The organism is Psychrobacillus sp. NPDC096389 (assembly GCF_044762855.1).
In the GTDB taxonomy this organism is placed as follows: domain Bacteria; phylum Bacillota; class Bacilli; order Bacillales_A; family Planococcaceae; genus Psychrobacillus.
Window position 1 is genome coordinate 139,399 of record NZ_JBIWFB010000002.1, and the last position, 25,654, is coordinate 165,052.

General features: G+C 37.2%; 24 protein-coding genes and 2 other annotated features (1 of these 26 cut by a window edge). Of the genes, 18 read left to right on the plus strand and 6 right to left on the minus strand.

Translation table 11 applies throughout. The features are described 5' to 3' along the window. Positions 1–46 (plus strand) — a sequence feature (ribosomal protein L20 leader region); it begins 103 nt to the left of the window's first position. 39 nt (positions 47–85) lie between these two features. From infC to rplT, 3 genes are read left to right on the plus strand one after another with little or no spacing between them, the layout of a single operon-like run. After that, positions 86–649, plus strand: coding sequence for a translation initiation factor IF-3 (infC, locus tag ACIQ38_RS06925; RefSeq protein WP_221887547.1), 564 nt, complete (start codon positions 86–88; stop codon positions 647–649). Between the two features lie 30 nt (positions 650–679). After that, entirely contained in the window at positions 680–880 is a 201-nt protein-coding gene (rpmI, locus tag ACIQ38_RS06930; RefSeq protein WP_053588661.1) for a 50S ribosomal protein L35, read from the plus strand. A gap of 43 nt (positions 881–923) precedes the next feature. Next, positions 924–1,283 (plus strand): 50S ribosomal protein L20, encoded by a 360-nt coding sequence (gene rplT / locus ACIQ38_RS06935; protein WP_142609353.1) that lies wholly within the window; start codon positions 924–926, stop codon positions 1,281–1,283. A gap of 525 nt (positions 1,284–1,808) precedes the next feature. Here rplT and ACIQ38_RS06940 read toward each other — a convergent pair. Further along, the gene (locus ACIQ38_RS06940) at positions 1,809–2,186 is read right to left on the minus strand and encodes a GNAT family N-acetyltransferase (RefSeq protein WP_402821351.1); all 378 of its coding nucleotides are present in this window, start codon (positions 2,184–2,186) and stop codon (positions 1,809–1,811) included. A 186-nt stretch (positions 2,187–2,372) separates the two neighbouring features. Here ACIQ38_RS06940 and ACIQ38_RS06945 point away from each other — a divergent pair, with 186 nt between their 5' ends. After that, positions 2,373–2,657 (plus strand): DUF1294 domain-containing protein, encoded by a 285-nt coding sequence (locus ACIQ38_RS06945; RefSeq protein ID WP_402820049.1) that lies wholly within the window; start codon positions 2,373–2,375, stop codon positions 2,655–2,657. Between the two features lie 17 nt (positions 2,658–2,674). On the opposite strand, the gene ACIQ38_RS06950 is transcribed toward ACIQ38_RS06945, so the two are convergent. Continuing rightward, positions 2,675–3,061 carry a sigma-w pathway protein ysdB gene (locus ACIQ38_RS06950; protein WP_402820052.1) on the minus strand — a complete coding sequence of 129 codons (387 nt, stop codon included), beginning with the start codon at positions 3,059–3,061 and terminating at the stop codon, positions 2,675–2,677. Between the two features lie 93 nt (positions 3,062–3,154). On the opposite strand from ACIQ38_RS06950, the gene ACIQ38_RS06955 reads away from it, so the two are divergent. From ACIQ38_RS06955 to ACIQ38_RS06970, 4 genes are all read left to right on the plus strand, one after another. Then, the gene (locus ACIQ38_RS06955; protein WP_402820055.1) at positions 3,155–3,640 is read left to right on the plus strand and encodes a dUTP diphosphatase; all 486 of its coding nucleotides are present in this window, start codon (positions 3,155–3,157) and stop codon (positions 3,638–3,640) included. A gap of 200 nt (positions 3,641–3,840) precedes the next feature. Continuing rightward, a complete protein-coding gene (locus ACIQ38_RS06960) occupies positions 3,841–4,161 on the plus strand; it encodes a hypothetical protein (RefSeq protein ID WP_402820058.1) in 321 nt (106 codons plus the stop codon). 126 nt (positions 4,162–4,287) lie between these two features. After that, entirely contained in the window at positions 4,288–6,204 is a 1,917-nt protein-coding gene (locus ACIQ38_RS06965) for a DUF2207 domain-containing protein (RefSeq protein ID WP_402820061.1), read from the plus strand. 80 nt (positions 6,205–6,284) lie between these two features. Next, positions 6,285–7,373: a M42 family metallopeptidase gene (locus ACIQ38_RS06970; RefSeq protein WP_402820064.1), complete on the plus strand. Its 1,089-nt coding sequence runs from the start codon at positions 6,285–6,287 to the stop codon at positions 7,371–7,373. A gap of 110 nt (positions 7,374–7,483) precedes the next feature. Here the strand turns inward: ACIQ38_RS06970 and ACIQ38_RS06975 are convergent, their stop codons facing one another. Beyond that, positions 7,484–8,959 (minus strand): amidase, encoded by a 1,476-nt coding sequence (locus tag ACIQ38_RS06975; RefSeq protein ID WP_402820067.1) that lies wholly within the window; start codon positions 8,957–8,959, stop codon positions 7,484–7,486. Positions 8,960–9,339: 380 nt separating this feature from the next. Between ACIQ38_RS06975 and argF the strand changes: the two genes are divergently transcribed. Continuing rightward, positions 9,340–10,305, plus strand: a complete 966-nt coding sequence (argF, locus tag ACIQ38_RS06980; protein WP_402820070.1) for an ornithine carbamoyltransferase — start codon at positions 9,340–9,342, stop codon at positions 10,303–10,305. Between the two features lie 182 nt (positions 10,306–10,487). On the opposite strand, the gene ACIQ38_RS06985 is transcribed toward argF, so the two are convergent. The 3 genes from ACIQ38_RS06985 to sspI form a co-directional block, all read right to left on the minus strand. Then, positions 10,488–11,468: a bile acid:sodium symporter family protein gene (locus tag ACIQ38_RS06985; RefSeq protein ID WP_402820073.1), complete on the minus strand. Its 981-nt coding sequence runs from the start codon at positions 11,466–11,468 to the stop codon at positions 10,488–10,490. 1 nt (position 11,469) lies between these two features. Beyond that, positions 11,470–12,864, minus strand: coding sequence for an FAD-binding oxidoreductase (locus tag ACIQ38_RS06990; RefSeq protein WP_402820075.1), 1,395 nt, complete (start codon positions 12,862–12,864; stop codon positions 11,470–11,472). 179 nt (positions 12,865–13,043) lie between these two features. After that, the gene (gene sspI / locus ACIQ38_RS06995; RefSeq protein ID WP_402820078.1) at positions 13,044–13,250 is read right to left on the minus strand and encodes a small acid-soluble spore protein SspI; all 207 of its coding nucleotides are present in this window, start codon (positions 13,248–13,250) and stop codon (positions 13,044–13,046) included. 90 nt (positions 13,251–13,340) lie between these two features. Here sspI and ACIQ38_RS07000 point away from each other — a divergent pair, with 90 nt between their 5' ends. The 9 genes from ACIQ38_RS07000 to cntE all read left to right on the plus strand — a co-directional run bounded on the left by ACIQ38_RS07000 (position 13,341) and on the right by cntE (position 25,598). Then, positions 13,341–14,102, plus strand: a complete 762-nt coding sequence (locus tag ACIQ38_RS07000; RefSeq protein ID WP_402820080.1) for a TrmH family RNA methyltransferase — start codon at positions 13,341–13,343, stop codon at positions 14,100–14,102. Positions 14,103–14,816: 714 nt separating this feature from the next. After that, positions 14,817–15,057 (plus strand) — a binding site (T-box leader). A gap of 45 nt (positions 15,058–15,102) precedes the next feature. Then, positions 15,103–16,140 (plus strand): phenylalanine--tRNA ligase subunit alpha, encoded by a 1,038-nt coding sequence (gene pheS, locus ACIQ38_RS07005; RefSeq protein ID WP_400785151.1) that lies wholly within the window; start codon positions 15,103–15,105, stop codon positions 16,138–16,140. Between the two features lie 12 nt (positions 16,141–16,152). Next, a complete protein-coding gene (gene pheT / locus ACIQ38_RS07010) occupies positions 16,153–18,564 on the plus strand; it encodes a phenylalanine--tRNA ligase subunit beta (protein WP_402820084.1) in 2,412 nt (803 codons plus the stop codon). A gap of 797 nt (positions 18,565–19,361) precedes the next feature. Beyond that, complete coding sequence (gene nikA / locus ACIQ38_RS07015) at positions 19,362–20,963, plus strand: nickel ABC transporter substrate-binding protein (protein ID WP_402820087.1); 1,602 nt, start codon at positions 19,362–19,364, stop codon at positions 20,961–20,963. A gap of 5 nt (positions 20,964–20,968) precedes the next feature. Then, positions 20,969–21,910 carry a nickel ABC transporter permease gene (gene nikB / locus ACIQ38_RS07020; RefSeq protein ID WP_402820089.1) on the plus strand — a complete coding sequence of 314 codons (942 nt, stop codon included), beginning with the start codon at positions 20,969–20,971 and terminating at the stop codon, positions 21,908–21,910. After that, positions 21,907–22,713, plus strand: a complete 807-nt coding sequence (locus ACIQ38_RS07025) for an ABC transporter permease (protein WP_402820092.1) — start codon at positions 21,907–21,909, stop codon at positions 22,711–22,713. The genes nikB and ACIQ38_RS07025 overlap by 4 nt, the downstream gene beginning before the upstream one ends. A gap of 16 nt (positions 22,714–22,729) precedes the next feature. Continuing rightward, the gene (locus ACIQ38_RS07030) at positions 22,730–23,581 is read left to right on the plus strand and encodes an ABC transporter ATP-binding protein (protein WP_402820095.1); all 852 of its coding nucleotides are present in this window, start codon (positions 22,730–22,732) and stop codon (positions 23,579–23,581) included. A gap of 6 nt (positions 23,582–23,587) precedes the next feature. Next, a complete protein-coding gene (locus ACIQ38_RS07035) occupies positions 23,588–24,424 on the plus strand; it encodes an ABC transporter ATP-binding protein (protein WP_402820098.1) in 837 nt (278 codons plus the stop codon). Next, positions 24,399–25,598 (plus strand): staphylopine family metallophore export MFS transporter CntE, encoded by a 1,200-nt coding sequence (gene cntE / locus ACIQ38_RS07040; RefSeq protein WP_402820101.1) that lies wholly within the window; start codon positions 24,399–24,401, stop codon positions 25,596–25,598. The genes ACIQ38_RS07035 and cntE overlap by 26 nt, the downstream gene beginning before the upstream one ends. Positions 25,599–25,654: the final 56 nt, after the last annotated feature.

Genomic DNA, 25,654 nt, shown 5'->3' on the forward strand with positions numbered 1-25,654 from the left:
TATCGGCGGGCAGACATACATCTTATGTCTGCTCGTTTTTTTATTTGATCGAAAAAGGCGTATGTAATTCGTTTCTACGGAATTTATGCCCAAACCATGTATTCGCGACACTATTTGGAGGTGGATTGTTATTAGCAAAGACATGTATGTAAACGATGGCATTCGAGCACGCGAACTACGAGTTATTGATCAAAATGGCGATCAATTAGGATTGAAAACACGTAACGAAGCACTTGAAATCGCAGGTCGTGTAAATTTGGATCTTGTCCTTGTGGCTCCTCAAGCCAAGCCGCCAGTCGCTCGTATCATGGACTATGGTAAATTCAAATTTGAGCAGCAAAAAAAGGATCGTGAAGTTCGTAAAAATCAAAAAATCATCGTGATGAAAGAGGTTCGTTTGAGCCCAACAATCGATGAACATGATTTCCAAACGAAACTTAAAAACGCGATCAAGTTCCTTGAAAAAGGAGATAAAGTGAAAGCATCTATTCGTTTTAAAGGTCGTGCGATTACTCATAAAGAGATTGGTCAACGCGTCTTAGATAGATTTGCAGAAGCTTGTACGGAAGTATCCACGGTTGAATCTAAACCGAAAATGGATGGCCGTAGTATGTTCTTAGTGCTTGCACCAAAGAACGAAAAACAGTAACAGAGTACAATTGTTTAGGAGGAATTCGACATGCCGAAAATGAAAACTCACCGTGGAGCTGCAAAGCGTTTCAAAAAGACGGGTACAGGAAAATTAAAACATGACCGTGCTTTTGGAAGCCACTTATTCGCTAATAAATCTACTAAAGCTAAACGTAAACTACGTAAAACTAAAGTAGCTTCTTCAGGCGATTACAAACGTATCAAAACTTTACTTACTTACATGAAATAATAAGAAATTTAAATCTCGAAAGAATAGCAGGAGGTAATGAATCATGCCACGCGTAAAAAGTACACCAGTAACAAAAAAGCGTCGTAAAAAAGTCTTAAAATTAGCTAAAGGTTATTACGGTTCAAAACATACATTATATAAAGTAGCTAACCAACAGGTTATGAAATCACTAATGTATGCTTACCGTGACCGTCGTAACAAAAAACGTGAATTCCGTAAATTATGGATCACACGTATCAATGCGGCAGCTCGTCTAAACGGTCTTTCTTACAGCCGTTTAATGCACGGATTGAAATTAGCTGAAATCGAAGTAAACCGTAAAATGTTAGCTGACTTAGCTGTAACTGATGCAGCAGCATTTACACAACTTGCAGATGCAGCTAAAAAAGCAATCGCTAAATAATTTGAATTAAACTAAAATGCTCACCAAAGGATTCTCTCTTTGATGAGCATTTTTTTATTGCTTAGGAAACTATAAAAATCTAGATATTTGAATAAACTGAAGGATAATGAGTCGTAGAGAGCTCAATTAGGATACCGCCTAATTTCCGCTGGGCGAGCGGATGGCCGTTTTGTTGCTAACGCTTCTGTATGTTCTCACAAACGCCAAAAGTATGTAGTTATCAATTAATAAATTCCAAAGAATGGCTAAGGGCTATCAAACCGCTATTGAAAGCGACTAGTTTCAGTCCCAAAGCAACTAAATTAGCTCGAGGGCAACTAAATTGTCGATGAAAGCAACTAACTCTTAAAATAACAGGTTGACTTGGAGTGAGACGACGGTGATTTCTGCATCATGCTCGTCACTCCAATCATAGTTTCCATTTGCTATCTCGAGTAGTGGAGTGGCATGCGCATTAACGTTTTGTTCTATTTAGATTAGAGGACTTTTTCTTTTATTAAAAGAATCTATTGGAATAGAAATAATTTATTTTGTTATAAAATAAATTATTTCCGGATCGCCATCATCTAAATTTTCTATTATTCCGCTTCGAATAAATCCATTTGCACTAAATACTTTTTGCATTCTTATGTTAGATTGGTTTGTAGAAGAAAATATTTTGTAGGTAGGCAATATACTGATGAAATACTGTATTAAGGATGTTGCATGTCCTTTGCGTCTTTCTTTAGGAGAGACTATTAACAGAGAGATGAAAGCATGCTCAAAGAAGTTAGTATGAAAAATTAAGAATCCTACAATAAAATTATTCTCTTTAACGACTAAGCACTTTTCTTCCTTAATAGCATGTTTAATATAATCTTTTCTACTATAATTACCAATAACTTCATTATCTATATTCACTATTTTTCTAGATCACTCATTTGAGCAATAACTATATGATTCAAATCAGAAACCTCCTTGTTGTATTTCGCTGTATACATAGACTAACTTGTGGATTTATTTTCATCTAGTGGCAGTTCTTCTTTCGACGTTGCTTAGTATGGTAAAATAGAAAGAGATTTCTACTATAGTAGTTAAGAGGAGTTAGCAATGGAAAAAATGATACTATTATTTATATTAATCATGTCTATACTGTCGTTTTTTGTGATGGGCTATGATAAGTCTCAAGCGAAAAAACATCAACAACGAGTTTCAGAGCGTACTTTATGGACGCTTGCCATCTTTGGTGGTGGTATTGGGGCTTATTTAGGTATGCAGCTTTTTCGACACAAAACAAAGCATACAAATTTCCGAGTTGGTTTTTTAATGTTGCTTATTGTGTATGCATTTTTAATTTTTTGGTTAGTAAAAGCGAACAACCCAAATATTATATAAGGGGTGTTCGCTATTTTTTATGCTTGGTCTTTCATTAATTGTTCAATCGGGCTTTTCCAGTTGATTTTGGCAGAAGGGTAGTTCATTCGAATTTCATTTTGTAAAAAACGAAAATCTTCCTTTGTAAACCCTTGTAGTTTTGAAGGATCTTTTATCCAAACGAAAATAGACACGACTTCAAATGCTTGTTCCGTTGTACCTAAATACTTTTCCCCTTCAAATAATGCCCCTTTATATGTAATAAAAAAATTCTTACGGACATTTTTTATATCATCATAAAAATAGTACTGTTCTTTCTCATAGGATTCATCTAATTTCCTTTTTGGATCAAACAAATAACGAAGAATTTTATAAAAAGCATATATGATTATGACAATTATTAGCAATCGAAGTAATAAAATCATTCAAAATGTCCTCCTTGTAAAATACATAGTAATTGCTATACGATAGAAGAGGTAGTTTGGTTTCAAAATAATATAAAATAATTGGAGGAAATGATGAATTTAACAAAACTTTTTACGATGCAGCAAGCATTGGACGAATATATTCAAACAAATAAGCAAGTAGACGAAGATGTATTTATGAAAAAAGGATTAGCCCTTGTTGTAGAGCTTGCGGAACTAGCGAATGAAACACGTTGTTTCAAGTTTTGGAGTGAAAAGGGACCGTCTGAACGAACGGTTATTTTAGAAGAGTATGTAGACTCTATTCATTTTCTCTTGTCTTTAGGGATTGAAAAAGGCTTGGATGATTTAACAGACTGGCCAGTGGAAGATAAAGAGGAAGATTTAACAACATTATTTCTCTTAACAAACGAGGCAATCGTAGCGTTTTTACATGAATCAACAAAAAATACATATGAAAAAATTTGGGTTTTATATGGTGCCATTGCAGAAAAGTTGGGTTTTAGCAGTGAGGATGTATTGCAAGCGTACATATCAAAAAACGAAACAAACTATGAAAGACAGAAGAGTGGGTATTGATACTGTGATAGCGCGTTAGGGACTTGTGTGTGGAATACTTTGAGCGGAATGAGTTCTATATGTTTACCGAGACTTCTTAGTGGGGGAGGAATGTGGCAAAGTCGTATCCTTCCCCATTTTATTCAGCAAACGGACCTTTACTAGGATAAATTATGTTAAAATTGAATCAATTCAAAAGCAAAAGAAAGGAAGGGTTATAAATGGGCTCCATTTTGGAAATTGTACGTACTTTACTCCCCCTTATAATAGTAGGTGGAATTGCAGTATTTGTAATTTTAAGAATGAAATATAAATATAAGAAAGGCACACTTGGTAAGAAAAAATCAAAAGGTGCTCAAAACTTATTAGATAGTTTAATACCATTTGGAATGATGATTGGATTGGCTATTGCTGTACTTGTAAGCATATTCTCTCCACTTTCCTTCCTATCTGCAATTGCTTGGGGACCTGGGATAGGTTTACTATTTGGATATTTTGCTTATGAAATTTATAGTCAAAAAGAAGAAAGTTATTCGTCATAATTATTTTCCAGAAAAGGACCTTTTAGTATAAGAAGACTATATTAAGAAATGAAAATCTCAAATAATTGGAACTTTTTCTACTGCAAGCCGTAAACATACTAACTTAGTAGTGTGGAGGTGAAGTTAATGAAAAAGTTCTTTTTTTTAATTGCTTTATTATTATTAACTTTTTCAACAACTGTAGTTGCGGAAGCAAGGTCTTACTCTATAGACAAAGTACATATTAAATCTTGGATTCAACCAAATGGTGATCTTTTAGTGAATGAAGTATTCACCTATACATTTGACGGCAATTATACGAATTTAAAGCGCTCATTTCCTAAGGAGCATGATGCGAATGTAAAGGATTTTTACGCTCATGAATTAACGACGTTAAGTCCCGAGCCAGGTTACATCGAGGATAATACGTTAAACACATTAAATGTTACGAAAGAAAGCGGTGTATATCGAACAAGTATCAACAAAACAAATGAACAAGCCTCCTTTTTGTATGTATATACGCTTCAAAATGCAGTGAAAGCGTATGATACGTATAGTGTATTAAATGTTACGTATTTTGAAGATGGAGATGCACATGATCAGGATATTTATGAAGTAACAATAGATTATATTCTCCCCCAAACGATGGATCCAGCAACCTTTGATGGTTTTCTGTTTGATCGAAATGCCAAGGACATTGGGAAATCGCAATATGGAATTCGATATACTACACCAGTATCGGAAGCGTATTCTGAAACAAAAACAAGCTTTCTTTTCCGTTCTAATGTAATGACAGAAATGGCGAAAATGAAAGCCCCATTAACTATGGGAGAGGCTTACGCAAAAGAATTGCAAAAAGAAGCAGCCATGAAGAAAAAAGTATCTTTTATCGACAGACTTATCAAAATTTTTCCTAAGGTCACTTTTATTTTTATACTAATCGCTATCCTATTCTTGGTTGCTTTACCACAAAGACATTTTTGGCGAAAAGGGACTGGTGAAAGCATACTAGATATCGATATTTTATATTTATTTTCTATATATAAGACTGGAAAACCAAATAAGAGAACTTTTTTAGCAGGTTTATTTTCCCTTGTGGAAAAAGAAGCTGCAATCGTTAAACCATCGAAGGCTGCAGTACGCTTTAAAAATGATACGAAAGCTCCGAAAGAAACATTATTTTTTCGATTAAAAAATGGGGGAATAGCAAAGGGGCAATCCGAAAATTATTTGATTCAATGGCTTTTTAATACAAGAAATGGTTTAAGTAAATGGGCATTTCATCTACATGATATAGCGGGAGCTCCAAGAAAAGAAAGAGATAAAGGAATGGGCAACTACTATCATGCTAGAACGAAAGAATTTAAAAAGAATCAAAAAATCTGGTATAAAAAAGTACAGGGTGAACTAGTGGAGGCTGGAACGTTTCATCAAAAATTGTCGAAGTTACTCATTAGTTTAGCGATTCTTTTGTTAGCCACTTTCGTTACTATGAGCTACTATGCAGATCTCAGAACCAGTGGAAGTATTGTATTTATCGCGATTATCACGATTATATTTCTTATTATCTATTGGAAAAAACAAACGGCTAATGGATATTTTTCTATTTATATGATTATTATCAGTTTAATGGTTGGTAATTTAGTAAACGATGAATTAATGAGTGAAATCATTGGTGTAATTTTAGCAACCATTCTTTTATATATCGCAGTGCCCCAAAATATCCTATCGATGAATGCTATACGTGTGAAAGATAATATTCGTGCTTTCCAAAAAAGCATAAAAGAAGGAATGCCTGCTAGGCTAAGCACTGTAGAACAAGAAAAGTGGACTGTACGCGCATACTTATTCAGCCAAAAAAATGTGCATATTCCAGTTTCAGAAGGAACGATTCCGCTAGCAGCATTATTAATAACTGGTACGGATCCGCTGGACTATGTGACGAAAACTTGGTATTGGACTACAAGTAGCAGTTCTAGTGGCGGATCATCTGATTCAGGTGGATATTATGGTGGCGACGGAGGCGGCGGTGATAGCGGTGGTGGAGGAGCGGGAGCTGATTAAAAAGTATCTCGCTTAATTTTGAAAACAAGATGTATTTAGAATATAATAGATATTGCAGTTATATTTAGGAGGGCGAAATAATGACAAAGTTAGATGAGACTTTAACAATGCTTAAAGAGTTAACCGATGCAAAAGGGATCCCGGGGAATGAACGTGAACCTCGTCAAGTAATGGAAAAATACATAAAGCCCTTTGCGGATAAAATAGAGTACGATAATTTAGGAAGCCTAATCGCTGAAAAAGTAGGCGATGCAAATGGTCCTAAAATTATGGTAGCAGGACATTTAGATGAAGTTGGTTTTATGATTTCTAAAATTGATGATAAAGGATTTTTAAGCTTCCAAACGGTTGGTGGTTGGTGGTCTCAAGTAATGCTTGCACAACGAGTGACAATTGTTACTCGTAAAGGCGATACAATTACTGGAGTCATCGGTTCCAAACCCCCTCATATTTTAACAGCGGATGCTCGTAACAAAGCAGTGGATGTAAAGGATATGTTCATTGACATCGGTGCTTCATCTAAAGAAGAAGCGATGGAGTGGGGAGTACTACCTGGAGATATGGTCGTACCATATTTCGAATTCTCTGTAATGAATAATGAGAAGTTATTACTTGCCAAAGCATGGGATAATCGTATTGGTTGTGCCATTGCTATCGATGTATTAAAAGGATTGAAAGAGGAAAAACATCCGAATATCGTGTATGGTGTAGGAACAGTTCAAGAAGAGGTCGGACTACGTGGTGCAAAAACTTCTACCGTAAAAGTAGATCCAGATATCGGGTTTGCAGTAGATGTTGGTATTGCTGGAGATACACCTGGAATTACAGCAAAAGAATCGACTAGCAAAATGGGAGCAGGTCCTCAAATTGTATTATTCGATGCTTCGATGGTGTCCCACAAAGGGTTACGTGATTTTGTTGTAGATACTGCAGAAGAAAATAATATCCCATATCAGTTTGAGATGATACCTGGTGGTGGAACAGATGCAGGTTCTATGCATATCTCACTAAATGGTGTGCCGGCATTATCAATTGGAATTGCGACTCGTTATATACATTCACATGCAGGAATTCTTCATCGTGATGATTATGAAAACACGGTCAAACTAATTATTGAAGTAATTAAAAAATTAGACCGCGATGCAGTGAATAAAATAACTTTTGATTAAAGAGTAATAGTTATAGTACAAAAAAGAAAGAACAGATGGAGACCCATCTGTTCTTTTTCTATTGAAATTCTGTATAAATTTTAGATAGTAACTATAACTTTACGCACTAATTAAATCGACGATACGTGAACTGCAGGTCTTCGTCCGCTGTTCCATTTTCCATTAAGTGCTCGCTCGATTTGAGCTCCCAGTTGCAGAAGCAATCCGTCATTTCCTTGTCGAGTAAGTGCTTGAATTCCAAGTGGGAGCCCGTTTTCTAGCTCAGCCATCGGCAACGAAATACCTGGTAGACCACCTAGGTTGGCAATCGAAGTATAAGAGAATATGCGCCATAGGTTTTCGAACCAGTCAGATACGGAGGAATTATCGCTAATAGTTAGATACTCCGTTGTTCCAATCTTTGGTGTGGGTAGGGCTATTGTCGGAGTAAGGATGATATCCCAGTCTTCAAAGAAGGAGCCTAAACTGCGAGAAATATCATTGAACGCCGTTTGCATCTTGGCACGCTCTCTATACGGAGCGTCACGGCCTTCTTCCCAGACCTGAATGCACATAGGTTCAATAAGATCAGCAGGTGGTCGTTCCAAACCTTTTTGCTCCATTAGACCCGAAATCACTTGTGAAAAATTCATGATATAGCAATTGGTTTGCGCATCGTAGGCGGCACGGAAATCAATGTCTGGGATTATCCACTCGACATGGTGGCCAAGTGTCTCGAGGAAGCTAGCCGCCTGCTTCAATTCAGAAACAATATGTGGAGTGGCCCGGTAATCGCCCCACTCATGTGAAACGGCAATACGAAGTCTTCCTGGATCCCGTCGGATGAGTTCTGAGTAAGATTGCGATGGCAACCAATATGGCATGAACTCGCCTGGGGCTCCGCCTCTACAACTGTCCACAAAAGCAGCCGTGTCACGTATGGTACGAGAGAGACAACCCTGAGCAGAGACGGCACCCATCAGGTCCGAACTGTAGGGGGCTACCGAGAATACTCCACGGGACGGTTTTAGACCAATGTTGCCGTTTACACCTGCAGGAATTCGAATGGAGCCACCACCATCGGTTCCGTGTGAAATGGGAATTATGCCAGCTGCAACAGCAGCTGCCGTACCGGCAGAAGAACCGCAAGTTGTGTAGTCAACATTCCAAGGATTTCGAGTAACATATACTGCTGGATTCTCAGCTGAGCTGCAGAGCCCGAACTCTGGTGTTGTCGTCCGTCCAATGATATTAAGACCTGCTTGGCGAATTTGCTTGGTCAGAAAACTATCTGTTGTAGGACGATTTCCACACATTAAGAGGGAACCCATCTCTTGCAAGCGTCCTTTAACAGTGGGTCCTAAATCCTTCATCAAAAATGGTACTCCTGCGAAAATTCCATCAAGGTTCGTTCCATCTTTTGTAGGGTCATTGATCACATCATCAAAGACCTCAATAATGCCGTTGATCTTAGGATTTAAAGCGTCGGTTGCAAGCCTAACTTGTTGGGCTACTTCTTGCGGGGTAATTTGCTTCTGTCGTATCAATTCGGAGAGTCCGATGGCATCAAGGTTAGCCCATTCTTCCCAGTTCATAACTAATTTCACGAAGACTCACTCCTTCCAATTCGTTCGGATTAAATATTTTTGTGATCTGATTTTGATAATGCCTTAATATTTCCCAAATAATAATCGAAAACTGTATTTACTTCTATTGAAGTTTCAATTAGTACAAGGGTGATTATTTATAACCTACATGAGTTCATTCTGTTTTGCACTAGACAATTTGATTAAATATTTACAATATTTAGTTACAATATGTAAAGGGTTTTATTTATAGAAACTTACAACTTTAAGTCGTTTACTTTTTAGCAGGTGAAGAATCGAATTAAATTTCATTGGAAATGCATAAAAATTCAGTTGACTTTATGTTTATTCATACCTATAATAAGTGTTACATAAATATACACGAAGGGGAGTTTTTATAAATGAAATTATTAGAGTGGGCCAATTTAAAAATTGTGGATAGTTTAAAAGGAAAAGACTTATTGACGCTCTTTGATTACACAAAAGAGGAAATAGAAGATTTAATTGAGCTTGCCGTTGATTTGAAAAAGTTAACAAAGGCAGGGAAATGTCCCCCCCTTTTAGCTGGGAAAACATTAGGGATGATTTTTGAGAAACATTCGACTCGTACAAGAATTTCGTTTGAAGTAGGTATGAAACAATTAGGCGGAAATGGTATGTTTATGCATGCGCGTGATTTACAAATTGGTCGTGGGGAATCGGTTTACGATACGGGGCATGTATTATCGGGATATTTGGATGGAATTATGATTCGTGCAAATTCACATGAAATGGTGAAAGAGTTAGCGGAACATGCAACTATTCCTGTCATTAACGGTTTAACGGATATTTATCATCCTTGCCAAGCGCTTGCGGACATTTTAACTATTCATGAAGTGAAGGGTTATATGAAAGGTTTGAAAATTGCCTATATCGGTGATGGCAATAATGTCGCCCATTCTTTAGTTATTGCCGCCGCAAATATGGGAATGCATATTGCCGTTGCGACTCCAACTGGCTACGAAGCGGATGAACAAATTATCGAAAAAGCGAAGGCAATTGCTTTACAAAACGGTGGATCTTTATTCGTTTCGAATGATCCAATAGAAGCTGCTGTGAATGCGGATGTAATTTATACGGATGTGTGGACATCAATGGGGCAGGAAGAGGAAGCGAAAAAACGTTTGGCAGATTTTGAACAGTTCCAAATCAACGATGCGCTTGTAGCAAATGCGAAGAGTGATTATATGTTCTTGCATTGTTTACCTGCTCATCGTGAAGAAGAAGTAGCTACATCTGTTATTGATGGTCCAAACTCATACATTTTCCAACAAGCTGAAAATCGCTTGCATGCGCAAAAAGCGGTGCTTGCATCACTGATGGCTTGATGAACAACAGAATGTGAAGGCAGGGTTTGCCTAACAATCTGTATTAAATACATGCGATGTCGTTCGTCAAGATGGATGGCTTCATCGCTACATAGGGAGAGTGATTCGGGAGACGCTGAATCACTCTTTATTATTTTTCATAAAAAAAGGACCTATCTCTTAGATAGATCCTTCGTAAATGATTAAGCTTTTGAAATATTACTTTGTGTTTTCGTTATTGGAGTTTCAACTCTTTCTTTTACTGGGCGTTTTGACCAATAAGTAGCTAAGATTGGTCCAGAAATATTATGCCAAACTGCACCAAGAGCACTTGGAAGAGCAGCTAAGGGTCCTAAGTGAGCTGTGGCAAGTGCGACACCTAACCCTGAGTTTTGCATGCCTACTTCGATAGAAATTGCACGTTGGTCCAATTCGGACAGACCCATTAATTTTGCTGCAAAATAACCTAATAATAACCCTGCTCCGTTATGCAAGAATACTCCTACAAAGACTAAGAACCCAGCTGAAGCAATATTATTTACATTTCCTGCTACTACTGCTGAAACGATGGTAATAATAGCTAAAACAGAAATAAGTGGAACTATATTCAAGCTTTTTTCAACAATATTTGGTAATAGTTTTTTCACAAGTAATCCAAGAATAATAGGGATAATGATTACTTGAATGATAGACATGAACATATCCACAGCATTTACCGGCATCCATTGTCCTGCTAGTAAAAGCAGTAATAATGGAGTTAAAAGAGGTGCTAAAATAGTCGAGAAAGATGTCATTGTAATAGATAAGGGAACATTTCCTTTTGCTAAATAAACCATTACGTTTGATGCTGTTCCCCCAGGTACAGATCCTAAAAGAACAAGACCAGCTGCTATTTCACTCGGCAGTTGTAAAAGATAAGCAATTGCAAATGCAGTTAAAGGCATAATAATGAATTGTGCTAAAACCCCAAAGATAACGGGCTTAGGGTGTGTTAAAATCAGTTTAAAGTCAACTGCTTTTAGCGTAAGACCCATTCCGAACATAACAATACCAAGCAAAATGGTAATATATTTTCCGAATGGTAGGAATGTATCTGGGAGTAAAAATGCGATTACAGCTACAGCGACTACTAAAAATGCAAAATACTTTCCTGCGAAATTACTAATAGACTCCAATACTTTCAATTTATTCACCTAAACTTTCTATTTTTACGATTTTATTTGGATTTAAGATATTGTTTGGATCAAGCGCTACTTTAATTTTTTCCATTACTTGTAAAGCAGCACCATGCTCAGCAGCTTGATATTTTTGTTTTCCGATACCTACGCCATGCTCACCAGTACAAGTACCGTCTCTTTCTAATGCATATTGAACAATTTTTTCATTGAATTCATCTGCTTTGGCTACTTCTTCCGGATTATTCATATCAATCATCAATAAAGCATGGAAGTTACCATCACCAACATGTCCTAGAACACCGCCGATCAGACCGATTGAATCGAGTTCAGTTCTCGCATAAATGACCGCATCAGCTAGTTCTGAAATAGGGACACAGACATCCGTCACCATCATTTTTTTGCCCACATTTCCATGAATATAAGCGTATGCTAAGTTGTGTCTTGCATCCCAAAGTTTTGTACGTGCAGTGTTATCTGTTTCGAACTGAATTTCCATACAGCCGTGATCTTCCATAATTTCTTGTGTAAATTCTACATCTTGTTTTAAGCCCGCTTCGTTACCGTCGAATTCCAAGAAAAGGGTAGGTTTTTCTGCGTATGCAGTTTCACTAAAACGATTTACTTGGCGAATCGAGCTTTCATCTACTAGCTCAACCCGAGCAATTGGGATACCAGCTTGTAAGATAGAGGTAACAGCTTCCACAGCATTTTTCACAGTAGGGAAGACTGCTCTTGCTGCTGTAGTAAACTCAGGAATTCCGTAAACTTTTAATGTTAATTCGGTGAAGCATCCGAGCGTTCCTTCCGAACCAACGAAAAGTCCATTCAGATGAAATCCTGAAGCTGATTTTGCAGCTAAATTCCCTGTATGTATAATTGTACCGTCCGCAAGCACGACTTCTAAATCACGTACTTGGTCTCGCATCACGCCGTATTTAACAGTGGTCGTTCCGCTTGCGTTTGTAGCCGCCATTCCACCTAGAGTCGCGTCCGCTCCTGGATCTACAGAAAAGAATAGTCCATATTTCTTTAATTCTTTATTTAGTTGTGTTCTAGTTACACCTGGTTGCACTTTTACAAGTAAATCATTTGCACGAACTTCTAAAATTTTATCCATGAGTGAGAAGTCAATTGTAATTCCTTTTTCATATGGAATGACATGGCCTTCTAAGCTTGAACCACGTCCAAACGGAACTACAGCTACTTTAAGGTTATTTGCCACGTTCATAATTTTACTTACTTCTTCTGCGGTTTTAGGAAATACAACAATATCTGGGAGACTGATTTTATGGTAGGACTCATCTTTACCATGCAGTTCTCTTACGGTCTGATTAATCGATACTTGGCTTTCCTCTAAAAAATCTTTCAATGTTTCTACTACTTGTTCTGTGGATACAGTCATTTCATCTCGCCTCTTTATAAATATAAGTATATGTTTCAATAGAATTTTTCTATTAATTCCAATAGAGTTATTATACAGACAATTCAACAAATTGCAATTAAAACTTTATGATTTTTTTCACAATCTACGTTAAAAATAAAAACAATCCGTGAAGAGCAATATTTCTTCACGGATTGTTTTTATTTAAATGCAGTTGCGATTTCATTTAATACGGTATTTCTTTTTGTATCATCTGCAGTTTTCCACCATTTTTCAAAAATAACTCCTAAGCCTGGAAGAAGATGTTCTTCTCCTCTTTGAACAGCATCTTCCACTACATCGCGAATATCTGTTGCTGAATTGCCTTTTAAATTGGCTGAAATCGCTTCTCTAATTTGAAAATCCATTTTCATCACTCCTCGCAATTATCTTTTCCAAACTCTCGCAAGCTATACATGAATTTGGTACTATTAAATAAAAAAGGCGGTTACATATAAATGAAACGAATAGAATCTCCCCAAAATTCCCTTGTGAAGCATTGGAAAAAATTATTAAGTATTCGAAAAGAACGAGATAAGACAGGTGAATTTATTATAGAAGGTTATCACTTAGTCGAAGAAGCGATTAGACAAAAAGAAAATGTGCTTACAATTATGCTAAGTGATACGAGTGAAATTCCAGCAAACTGGGATGTAGATAATTTAGAAATCGTTGAAATAAATGATGTAATAAAAAAAGAACTTGCTGAAACGGAACATACGCAAGGAATATTTGCGCATTGCAAACAGCAAACTGTAGACGAGCAAGTTCAATTGAAATGGAACCGTTTGTTATTAATAGATGCTGTCCAAGATCCAGGTAATATTGGTACGATGATTCGTACAGCAGACGCTGCAGGTATAGATGCAGTCATTCTTGGAAAAGGTTCTGCAGATGCATATAACCCTAAAACATTACGTTCAGCGCAAGGTTCTCACTTTCATATCCCTATTGTAAAAGGAGATTTACATGAATGGGTCGACGCATTGAAAAATCGACAAGTAACCGTCTTCGGAACGGCGTTTGAAAATTCCACTCCTTTTAACGAAGTGACAAAAAGTAAAAGTTTTGCATTAATCGTTGGAAACGAAGGAAGCGGTATTAACAAAGAGTTATTGGAACAAACCGATCAAAATATAATTGTGCCTCTTTTAGGGCAAGCAGAATCATTAAATGTGGCAGTAGCGACAGGGATTTTGTTATACGGATTAGCATTATAGTTTTTTTGAGAAAGTGATGTCCTATTGCGCAGTTTAAGGAAAATGCGAGGTAGCAAGCTCAATAAGGGGGCCGCTATATCTCCACCGTGCGATTGATAGGCCGCTACGTCGCTAACGCTCTTGCAGTGTCTCACCATCGTGCAAAATTCCAAAGAATGGATAAGGGCAATCAAAAAGCTATTGAAAGCAACTAATTTCAGTATGAAAGCCACTAAAACCAGCATGAGAGCAACTAAATTGCCGGTGAAAGCAACTAATTTCTTACATTAGCAAGTTTACTTGTATTGAGAAGACATGATTTAGACATATTATAGAAATAATATGCCTAACAGCCCACCGAACTCGTTTAGCCGGCATCTGCTCGACTATTTTGGCACGTTCTCAGTGTATATTGTCTCGTTCAACTACTTATTGTTTATTTCGGATACTGATAAGTGAGTATTTTCCATTGATTTTCACTGCAGGGCGGCGACTCCGAAGGGATCAAGTGAGTAAGATGAGACTTCACAACGTACGCCTAAGCGGCGGTGAAGGCTCATCTCTCACCCCACGGAAAGCGTCCGTCCTGCAGCGAAAATCACAGTGGTCCTAATAGAGCAATATACCGCCCAGTATCCCTATTATGTCCAATATTATTGTACAGTTGCACAACATAAAACAAATCACACTTGATGAAATGTTTAAAACTTCGTATAATAGAATTTAATTTGATATATAAAAGCTGTCATCGGGAAAAGTATATATGCCGATTCGAAAAAAGGAATTTTACACCTTGACTGAAAGTGTAAATAGAGAATGCATATAGAAGTTCACCCCGCTAGCTGCCACCGGGACCAGTCGTTAATTTGGCTGTAAAGGTGCGCCGGTGTAGAGCCGTTAGTCGAATTGAGTGATTGCACATTTTTTGTCGTGCAATAATCAGGGTGGTACCGCGAAATTAGTCCTCGTCCCTTTTATAGGGGCGGGGTTTTTATTTTGTCAAAAAGGAGAGTATTTAAACATGGAAGCACAACTTCAACAGTTAAAAGAAGAAGCATTACAAAAAATTGAAGCTTCTCAGAATGTCAAAGAATTAAATGATGTGCGTGTTGCATATTTAGGGAAAAAAGGACCTATTACGGATCTACTAAAGGGAATGGGTAAACTTCCTGCAGAAGAACGTCCGAAAATGGGAGCTCTTGTAAATGTTGTTCGCGAAGAGGTAACAGAAGTACTAGAAGCCCGCATGACACTATTACAAGAACAAGCGATTCAAGCTCAATTAGAAAAAGAATCGATTGATGTGACGCTACCAGGTCGTCCTGTGAAAACAGGAAATCATCATCCACTAACTCGTGTGGTAGAAGAAATTGAAGATTTATTCATTAGCATGGGTTACGAAATTGCGGAAGGTCCAGAAGTCGAAAAAGATTACTACAATTTCGAAGCGCTGAATTTACCAAAAGGACACCCAGCTCGTGATATGCAAGATTCTTTCTACATTTCAGAAGATATCCTTCTTCGCACGCATACATCACCAGTTCAAGCTCGTACGATGGAAGCTAAAGAAGGAAAGCCGATTAAAATTATTTGCCCGGGTAAAGTATACCGCCGTGACAACGATGATGCGACACATTCTCATCAATTTACACAAATCGAAGGGCTTGTTATTGGTGAAAACATTCGTATGAGTGATTTAAAAGGTACACTTTCTGTATTTGCGAAGAAAATGTTCGGAGAAGATCGCGAAATTCGTTTACGTCCAAGCTTCTTCCCATTCACAGAACCATCTGTTGAAATGGATATTTCTTGTTTCAAATGTGGCGGCAGTGGCTGTAACGTTTGTAAGAAAACAGGTTGGATTGAAATTTTAGGTGCTGGTATGGTGCATCCAAATGTTTTAGAAATGGCTGGATATGATTCGAAAAAACTTTCTGGCTTTGCATTTGGTATGGGGCCAGAACGTATTGCAATGTTGAAATATGGAGTGGAAGATATTCGTCATTTCTATACAAATGATGTGCGTTTCTTATCGCAATTCCACCGAACAGAAGTGTAAGGAGGAAATGATATGTTAGTTTCTACGAAATGGTTAGCAGAATATGTAAATACACAAGGTCTTGATCCGAAAGATTTAGGTGAAAAAATTACCCGTTCAGGTATCGAAGTCGATGCAGTAATTGATCGTTCTCAAGGTATGACGAATGTGGTAGTTGGTTATGTGAAGGAATGCGTCAAGCATCCGGAAGCTGATAAATTAAATATTTGCCAAGTAGACGTTGGAGAAGAAACAACACAAATAATTTGTGGAGCTCCAAACGTAGCAGAAGGGCAAAAAGTAATCGTTGCTCGTCCAGGAGCAGTACTTCCTGGTGGAATAAAAATTAAAAAAGCAAAACTACGCGGTGAAGAATCGAATGGTATGATTTGTTCACTACAAGAGCTTGGTATTGAAGGTAGACTAGTACCAAAAGCGTACGCTGAAGGTATTTATGTGCTTCCAGAAACAGCGACTCCTGGTGAAAGTGCACTTCCACTACTAGGGTTAGATGACATTATCCTTGAACTTGGATTAACACCAAACCGTTCGGATGCGCTAAGCATGCTTGGAGTTGCTTACGAAGTTGGGGCTATTTTATCGGAAGATATGAAATACCCAGAAGCAACTTACACAGAAAGTAACGAAAAAGCTACTGACTACTTAAACTTGCGTGTTGATGCAATCGAAGAAAATCCAATGTACGTAGCAAAAGTAGTAAAAAACGTACAAATTAAAGAATCACCACTTTGGTTACAACATCGTCTAATGGCAGCTGGTGTTCGTCCACATAATAATGTAGTCGATATTACAAACTACGTGTTAATGGAATACGGCCAACCACTTCATGCATTTGACTATGACCGTCTAGAAACAAAGGAACTTGTCATTCGTCTTGCAAATAAAGGGGAAAAGATTGTTACACTGGATGATCAAGAACGTACACTTAAATCGAATAACTTAGTTATCACAAATGGCAAAGAGCCAGTTGCAATTGCTGGAGTTATGGGTGGAGCAAATTCAGAAGTACATGATGGTACGACAACGGTTGTCATTGAATCTGCATATTTTGCAGGAGGATCTGTTCGTCAAACATCAAAAGATCAAAATTTACGCAGTGATGCAAGTGCTCGCTTTGAAAAAGGTGTCGATCCGAACCGAGTGATTTTAGCGGCAGAACGTGCAGCAAGTTTACTTGCTGAACTAGCTGGTGGAGAAGTGTTAGCAGGATCTGTTGTGGTAGATGAATTAGAAAAAACACCTGTTGAAGTTGTTGTATCTCCAGACTTTATTAACAATCGTTTAGGTATGAAAATTTCATTAGAAGATATGACTTCTATTTTAACAAGATTAAAATTTGACCATCAAGCTGCAAATGGTTATTTATACATTAATGCACCTACTCGTCGTCAAGATATTAAAATTCCAGAAGACATCGTAGAAGAAATTGCGCGTATGTATGGATACGATGAAATCCCAATGACGCTTCCAGTGGAAGAATCTAAACCGGGTGGACTAACATCTTATCAAGCAAAACGCCGTCAAGTTCGTGCTTACTTGGAAGGTGCAGGTCTTTATCAAGCAATCACGTATTCTTTAACGTCAAAAGAAATGTCTCAAAAATTTGCATTAGAAACAGCTCCAGTAACAGAGCTATTAATGCCAATGAGCGAAGAACGCAGCACACTTCGTCAAAGCTTGATACCGCATTTACTCGATGCAGTAACATATAATACTGCTCGTCAAGCAGATACAGTTGCGCTTTATGAAGTAGGATCAGTCTTCTTAGGGGAAACAGAATCAGGTTTACCCCATGAGCAAGAACATTTAGCGGCAGTAATCGCAGGTAAATGGGTAGATCATAGCTGGCAAGGTGAGAAAAAAGTAGTTGATTTCTTCGTGCTAAAAGGAATTGTTGAGGGATTAATGGAGCTACTTGGTCACTCAAAAGAACTTACTTTTGAACGTGCGGTAGTTGATGGATTACATCCAGGACGCACTGCTTCCATTAAACTTGCTGGAGAAGAAATTGGTTTAATCGGTCAATTGCATCCATCTGAACAAAAAGTACGTGACTTAAAAGATACGTATGTAGTGGAACTAAACTTAGCAAAAGTATTAAACAAAGTAGTTGAAGCATTATACTATGCACCAGTTTCTAAATTCCCATCGATCACCCGTGATATTGCTTTAGTAGTAGACAGCGAAAAAGCGGCTGGAGAACTCCAAGCAATCATCCAATTATCAGGTGGACGTCTATTAAAAGCTGTACATCTATTCGATTTATACGAAGGAGAAAAAATGGAGCCAGGCAAAAAATCGGTTGCTTTCTCTCTAACTTATTTCGATCCAGAACGTACACTAACAGACGAAGAAGTAGTAAATGCACATAACAAAGTATTAAAAGCACTTGCAGAACAAGCAGGAGCAGAGTTAAGAGGATAGGATAGAGGGAGCAGTGCCGATTACGGTACTGCTCTTTTTTAGTTCCCTGTGCAAGACACAATTCTGAATTGTGTCTTGCACAGGGATACAATTGGGATATTTATCGTGTTAGCGGGTGTTGTATCTTTAATTGCTATATTATGTATGCGAGAGATGCAAGGTAGAGAGCTGGATGAGTGACTTTGAATAAATAGGCATTATTATTATGTTAGTAACAAAAGGATGAGTAAAAATATTTTCTGAGAAAATGCTTTAAGGATATAAGTCCCCTAAAGCATTTTATTGTTAAACAAAATCCGTTTTAAATTTCTTATAAGTTATCAAAGTATCATATTATTTTGCAATATTAACATAAAAAAGGAGGAGTGTGCATTTTTCTTCGATTCAAGATTTTCAAAAAAGTTCTTGCAAATAGTAATGGTTACGATTTATAATGATGAAGTATTTCATATTAAAACGTAATCATTACTATTTTTGTTATTTTAATAGGACAAGGAGGAGAAAGTATGAGATTGAAAATACATTAGCTTATAGAAAAATTTAATAAAGCCTAGTTGTTTTGTTTGTGAAAAAATACCATATAGCGAGATACATAAGTCCATATACAAACTTAATGACTTTAAGGGAAAATTGTAAGTTTTAAATCGTAATGATTACATTTTTGTTTATACATAGAATTATAGATGAGAGTAAGCCGCTAAAAGATAGGAGATTAATAAAACACTATAATAAATTCCTATTGATTTACTGCTGGTTAGATTAAGAAAAAAGATATTTAGGAATGAAGGAGACTTAATATGTTAATAAAAAATTATTTATTATTACTAACATTGTTCGCTGCGCTTGTGTTGGTAGGATGTAGCAATCAAACACCTTCCAATAATGGAGAAGAAAATAGTGAGAGTAAAAATACATTAAAAATGTCTTGGCCATCAGATCTTGGTGAGGTAAACCCACATTTATATTCACCAAATGAAATGTTTGCACAAGCAATGGTATATGATCCATTAGTCGTTTATGAAAATGATGGAAAATTATCTCCGGGATTAGCTAAATCATGGGATGTTTCTGAGGATGGTAAGGAATATACGTTTTATTTGCGAGAGGGAGTTGTATATTCTGACGGTTCAAAGTTAACAGCGGACAATGTAAAACGTAATTTTGAGACCGTTATCGGAAATAGTTTAGCGCATAGCTGGTTAGAGGTAGTAACCGTTATTGATAAAGTAGAAGCAGTCGACGACTTAACAGTGAAGATTTCATTAAAAGAATCATACTATCCTTTTTTACAGGAGTTAGCACTAATTCGACCATTGCGTATGTTAGGGGATGCAGGATTTCCAGACAGCGGTAATACAGCAGATGGTATTAAAGAACCTATTGGAACCGGTCCTTGGATTTTAGGGGAAGTAGATGAAAACCATGCGGTATTTACTCGAAATGAAAATTATTGGGGAGAAAAGCCCTCTATTGAAAAAGTGGAAGTAAAGTTTATAGCTGATTCTCAGATGCGTGTGATGGCTTTAGAAAAAGGCGAAATTGATTTGATATTTGGAACTACACAGCTTACTCCAAGCGAGTATACTACGTTACAGCAAAATGATCAGTATGTAACGAATGTTTCGGACCCATTATCAACTCGTATTCTATCCCTTAATACCACTTTCGGGGTGACAAAGCACAAAGAGGTTCGACTAGCGCTTCAGCATGCGCTTAATCGTCCAATAATTATAGATCATATATTAAGCGGAATGGAGCAAGAAGCACACTCTTTATTTGCACCGGGTTTTCCATATAGTGATATTGAAATCGAAGAATACAATTACAATCTAGAAAAATCAAAGCAAATATTAGATGAAGCTGGGTGGATAGCTGATAAGAATACAGGCATCCGTTCAAAAGATGGTGACAAGCTTGAGTTACTTATTGCTTACAATTCAAGTGACCAAGTGCATAAAGCAATCTATGAGTATTTACAAGGAGCTTGGAAAGAAATTGGGGTTGAAGTGAATTTAATAGCTGAGGAAAATCAAGTGTTTTATGCTCGGACAAAAGCAGGCGAATACAATATCGTGATGAACGATACTTGGGGGGCACCTTATGATCCACATATGTATATACGTACGATGATAGGAGAGCAACAAATCGGTAACCATTCCTTAATGGGTACAGAATCAAGTGACAAGCTTACGGAGGAAATTACGCGTGTTATTCGATCTACAAACGAAGCAGAGCGACAATCATTATATGAAAGCATTATTCAAACGATTCAACAAGAGGCAATTTTTATGCCAATTTCATATAAACAAAATTACCTCGTAGCGAATGATGTGTTTAAAACAATGAAATTTTCTCCACAACAATTCGAAGTACCAATTAATTTATATGAGATGAAGTGATAATAGTGACGAAGTTTTTTATAAAACGCTTCTTTAGTATGGCAATAGCGATGGTTGGTTTAACATTAATTGCATTTTTTCTTATGCGTATTATGCCGGGTGATCCGATAGAGGCGTATTATATGGCAAATCATATTCCAGTAACTGAGGAAATACTAGAGCAAGCAAGAGAGGAGCAAGGGCTGGATAAGCCCTTGTATATACAATATGTGACCTGGCTTACAGGAGTGTTGAAATTTGATTTTGGTACTTCCTTTATGAATGGGAATGCAGTCAGTGAGGAATTATTGTCCTATTTTAGCGTTACGATTCAACTGGCGCTCGTTGCTTTTTTATTTATTTTGATAATCTGTATTCCGTTTGGGGTTTTAAGTGCAGTAAAACGATATTCTATTGCTGATAATTTAACGAGATTGAGTATATTTTTTGTTGCTTCCATGCCAAGTTTTTGGTTAGGATTTGTACTCATTTATGTTATCTCTTTTAAGCTTAATCTTTTACCACTTATGGGGTGGGGAACTCCAGATGCGATTATTTTACCAGCATTAACGCTAGCTTTGGCAAATGTCCCCTTTTACATTCGGATGATTCGCACAAATATGATCGAGCAAATGGATAAGCCTTTTGTCACGTTTGCGCGGGCTCAAGGTATAAGCGAGTCTGTCATTATTCGAAAGCATATTTTTAAGGCTACTTTAACACCATTTGTTACTTCGCTTGCAATGACATTAGGAATACTGATTGGTGGGGCTGCAATCGTAGAAATTATTTTCTCTATACCTGGTATGGGTCGCTTTATTGTCTCTGCAATAACGGCGAGAGATTATCATGTGATGCAAGGTTTCATCATGATGATTGGTTTTTTCTATATAGTTGTGAACTTTTTCGCAGATATAATATGTGCGCTAATTGATCCGAGAATTCGATTGAAGGAGGAGGTGGCATGAGAAGAAAATGGGTATTTTATTTTAGTACATTTCTTGTTTTCATTTTATTTTTTGTTGCAATATTTGGTCCTTGGCTCATGCCGAATGATCCGCATGCACCGAATATGGTTATGAAACTACAAGGTTTTTCATCGCAATATCCTCTTGGTACGGATCATTTAGGCCGCTGCATTTTATCGAGATTAATCGAGGGAACGAGGGTGTCCATATTTGTTGCATGTATTGTACTAGTAGCAACGCTTTCTATTAGTATGCTAGTAGGGTTAACAGCAGGTTATATCGGAGGTTGGATTGATCTAGTATTAATGCGCATCTGTGACATATTGCTCGCAATTCCGAACTTTATCTTTGCGCTAGTGATTGCTGGTGCACTAGGTGCAGGGATGAAAAATTTAGTTATTGCCATTGTAGTTGTTATTTGGGTCGGTTTTGCGCGTGTTATTCGAAATATGGTTATGAGTTTAAAAGAAACGAATTATGTAATTTATGCGAAAATATGCGGTGTTCCAACGTGGAAATTAATGTTACGTCACATCATACCATTTGTATTTCCACAAATGTTTCTATTAAAGCTAATTGGTTTAGGTACTACAATATTAATGATTTCAGAGCTGTCTTTTTTAGGTCTTGGGATAACTCCTCCAACAGCTGAATGGGGAATGATGATTAGTGAGAGTAAAACGTACTTAATGATAAAACCGGAGTTAATGATTATTCCAGGTGTAATGCTTTCATTAACTGTATTAATTTTTAATACATTCGGGGATTCATTACGAGATATGCTGGATTCAAAATCAGTGTGAATAGAGGAGAACAGATGTGTTAAAGATTCGTGATTTAAATGTGTTCATTCATAATAAACAGGTGCTACATCAAGTGAACCTTTCTGTTTCTAAAGGCAAGGTTATTGGCATTATTGGCGAGAGCGGTAGCGGGAAATCGGTATTATGTTCTACGATTATAAATCTATACCATAAGGAGCGGCTTACGACAGGTAGTATTGAATTTGACGGACAGCCCTTGCTTTCACTAAAGGAGAAAAAAATGCGTGAGATACGTGGAAAAGAAATTGCACTCATTATGCAAAATCCGATGTCGATGTTTAATCCAATTGTATCAATAGGTGGGCATTTTATCGAAACGCTTCAAGCACATACAACTATGACAAGAAAGGAAGCAATTAGAAAAGCAAAGGAGCAGCTTGCCCAGTTCCAGCTTGGTGATGTCGATATATTAAACAAATATCCACATGAACTAAGTGGAGGTATGCTTCAACGGATTATGATTGCCATCTCCGCAAGCCTGGAGCCAAAGTTATTGCTTGCCGACGAGCCAACGACAGCACTAGATACGCTGACACAACTTGAGATACTTAAAGAATTAAAAAGGTTACAGGAAAAAACAGCTATGTCGATGTTGATCGTCTCACATGATTTGGGTGTTATTGCAAATTTAGCGGAAGAAATAGTTGTCATGCGTAGGGGGATTATAGTGGAGCATGGTCCCACCTCTCATATCCTATTGCACCCTATTCACCCTTACACTCAAACACTTGTAGCAGCGCGTGATGAACATAGTACGTTAGAAGAGCTTGCTGATAACTATGAGAACACAGTATCAGGAGAGCTCGTATTATATGACGAGAACCATTGGGTTAGGATGGAGGTATAGAAGTAAATGTTACTAATGAATCATGTATCGAAAAGCTATAGGGAATCACGATTTTTTAATAAGGGTAATTCGATGATAAGAGCGGTAGAGGATGTATCGCTCAGCATAAAAGAAGGTAGTTGCTTTACGTTGTTAGGTAAAAGCGGATCTGGTAAAAGTACACTTGGTAAAATGCTTCTGGGAATTGAAAAGCCAGATACGGGCGAAATTCTGTTTAATGGAATAAATGTACATAAGACCACTATAACTGAACGAAAAAAACTTCAACAATCATTACAAGTGGTATTTCAAGATTGCCATAGTTCAGTAAACCCTAAGCTTAAAATCAGAGATATTGTTGCAGAACCAATACTAGTAAATGAAAAATTAGATGCTCGTCAAATAGAGATACGCGTAGGAGAACTCTTAAAAATGGTAGGGCTGTCAGAGGAAGATATGATGAAATATCCTCATCAATTTAGTGGGGGGCAGTTACAGCGAATTGCCATTGCGCGTGCGATTTCAACAAGGCCTCGTTTGATTGTGTTAGATGAATCCGTAAATAGTCTGGATGTTTTGGTGCAAATAAGTATTTTAAAGCTTTTAAAGCGATTACAGCAGGAGCTAATGCTTACTTACTTTTTTATCACCCATGATCTGCATGTGGCACGACTCTTTTCGGATGAAATCGCGATTTTGCATAAGGGAAGAATTGTGGAGCAATTACTTGTCCATGAATTAGAACATGGAAAGCATGAGGCAACGAAAGCATTATTAGATTCACAACTTAGAATTGATTGTATTCATGACCATTTGGAGCTATATGAGGAGTCAAAACATGAAAAAAAGCCCGTTATCGTTTAGCATGTTACAAATTTACGGCTTGGCAATATTTTATTTTACAGCTAATTCGGTATTAACTGTTATATTTCCATTACAGGCAGCTGACCAAGGTATGCCAGAAGCCGAAATTGGCTTGATGATGGGAATTTATATGTTTGTTTGTATGTTGTTACGTCCTTGGGCTGGTCAAATAGTTTCGAAATACAGTGTGCTCACAGTAATGAAATATTTATTAATAGGACATGTAGTGGCATTGCTTTTATATGTATGGCTAGGTGTTAATAGTCTTTATGTTGTGCGTATTTTGCAAGGTATCGTGACAGCCTTTTTTTCTATGGCCATGCAGATTGGTATTACGCAGACTTTACGAGACGAAGATCGAGGACAAGGAATGGCGATATACTCATTATCGAGTGTGATGCCAGGGTTATATGGCCCGGCACTAGCAATGATTTTATGGGTTCAAGGAGATCTATCATTGTTGCTTATTTTCATTACAATCTTAGCTTTTGCTCCACTTTTATTTTTTATCAAATCCCCTTTACCAAAAACGAAAAAGGCAAATGCATCGTTTACAATGAAAGAAATGGGAGAAGGATTGAAAATAGCATTTATACATAAAGGATTAATAGTTTCTTCGGTTGTGATGATCATTGGTGCAAGCATATTTGGAGCAATCACAACATTTTTACCACTCTATTTGATAACGACTAATACCGGAAATGTTGGTCTTTATTTATTTTTACAAGCCTTAGTTGTGGTAGGGAGTCGATTTATTTTTAGAAAATATATTCCTTCGGATGGAGAATGGCATGCGGGTTTTATCTCTCTTGTATTAGCTAGTTCAATTATTGGAACAACAATGCTAGCATTACTGCCAATTATCGGTTCATTTGTTTATATTAGTGCGCTATTCAATGGAATTGCAACAGCCATGTTATATCCTACATTAACAACGTATATCTCCTTCGCAATTCCGGAGTCGCATAAGCATGTACTATTAGGATTATTTTTAGCTTCATATGACTTTGGCTTTTCGCTTGGAGGAGTGCTAATGGGGATTATTATACAGTTCGGTTCCTATCCAATGATGTTTGGAGCCTGTTCGGTTATTGGCTTAATAGCAATAGGATATAATTATTCTGCTAAATCAGCAAATGGTCAAGAGAGCTTTCTAGAGCACAATAAAAGTTAAGTATGTTTGAACTGTATCCATGTTGAGCAGTTGTAAGGAAGTTTTAAAAAGTAAAG

Coding starts and splice junctions, on each gene's coding strand:
- infC (WP_221887547.1), top strand. CDS start 86: ATGCCCAAACCATGTATTCGCGACACTATTTGGAGGTGGATTGTTATT.
- rpmI (WP_053588661.1), top strand. CDS start 680: ATGCCGAAAATGAAAACTCACCGTGGAGCTGCAAAGCGTTTCAAAAAG.
- rplT (WP_142609353.1), top strand. CDS start 924: ATGCCACGCGTAAAAAGTACACCAGTAACAAAAAAGCGTCGTAAAAAA.
- ACIQ38_RS06945 (WP_402820049.1), top strand. CDS start 2,373: ATGGAAAAAATGATACTATTATTTATATTAATCATGTCTATACTGTCG.
- ACIQ38_RS06950 (WP_402820052.1), bottom strand. CDS start 3,061: ATGATTTTATTACTTCGATTGCTAATAATTGTCATAATCATATATGCT.
- ACIQ38_RS06955 (WP_402820055.1), top strand. CDS start 3,155: ATGAATTTAACAAAACTTTTTACGATGCAGCAAGCATTGGACGAATAT.
- ACIQ38_RS06960 (WP_402820058.1), top strand. CDS start 3,841: ATGGGCTCCATTTTGGAAATTGTACGTACTTTACTCCCCCTTATAATA.
- ACIQ38_RS06965 (WP_402820061.1), top strand. CDS start 4,288: ATGAAAAAGTTCTTTTTTTTAATTGCTTTATTATTATTAACTTTTTCA.
- ACIQ38_RS06970 (WP_402820064.1), top strand. CDS start 6,285: ATGACAAAGTTAGATGAGACTTTAACAATGCTTAAAGAGTTAACCGAT.
- argF (WP_402820070.1), top strand. CDS start 9,340: ATGAAATTATTAGAGTGGGCCAATTTAAAAATTGTGGATAGTTTAAAA.
- ACIQ38_RS06990 (WP_402820075.1), bottom strand. CDS start 12,864: ATGACTGTATCCACAGAACAAGTAGTAGAAACATTGAAAGATTTTTTA.
- sspI (WP_402820078.1), bottom strand. CDS start 13,250: ATGGATTTTCAAATTAGAGAAGCGATTTCAGCCAATTTAAAAGGCAAT.
- ACIQ38_RS07000 (WP_402820080.1), top strand. CDS start 13,341: ATGAAACGAATAGAATCTCCCCAAAATTCCCTTGTGAAGCATTGGAAA.
- pheS (WP_400785151.1), top strand. CDS start 15,103: ATGGAAGCACAACTTCAACAGTTAAAAGAAGAAGCATTACAAAAAATT.
- pheT (WP_402820084.1), top strand. CDS start 16,153: ATGTTAGTTTCTACGAAATGGTTAGCAGAATATGTAAATACACAAGGT.
- nikA (WP_402820087.1), top strand. CDS start 19,362: ATGTTAATAAAAAATTATTTATTATTACTAACATTGTTCGCTGCGCTT.
- ACIQ38_RS07025 (WP_402820092.1), top strand. CDS start 21,907: ATGAGAAGAAAATGGGTATTTTATTTTAGTACATTTCTTGTTTTCATT.
- ACIQ38_RS07035 (WP_402820098.1), top strand. CDS start 23,588: ATGTTACTAATGAATCATGTATCGAAAAGCTATAGGGAATCACGATTT.
- cntE (WP_402820101.1), top strand. CDS start 24,399: ATGAAAAAAAGCCCGTTATCGTTTAGCATGTTACAAATTTACGGCTTG.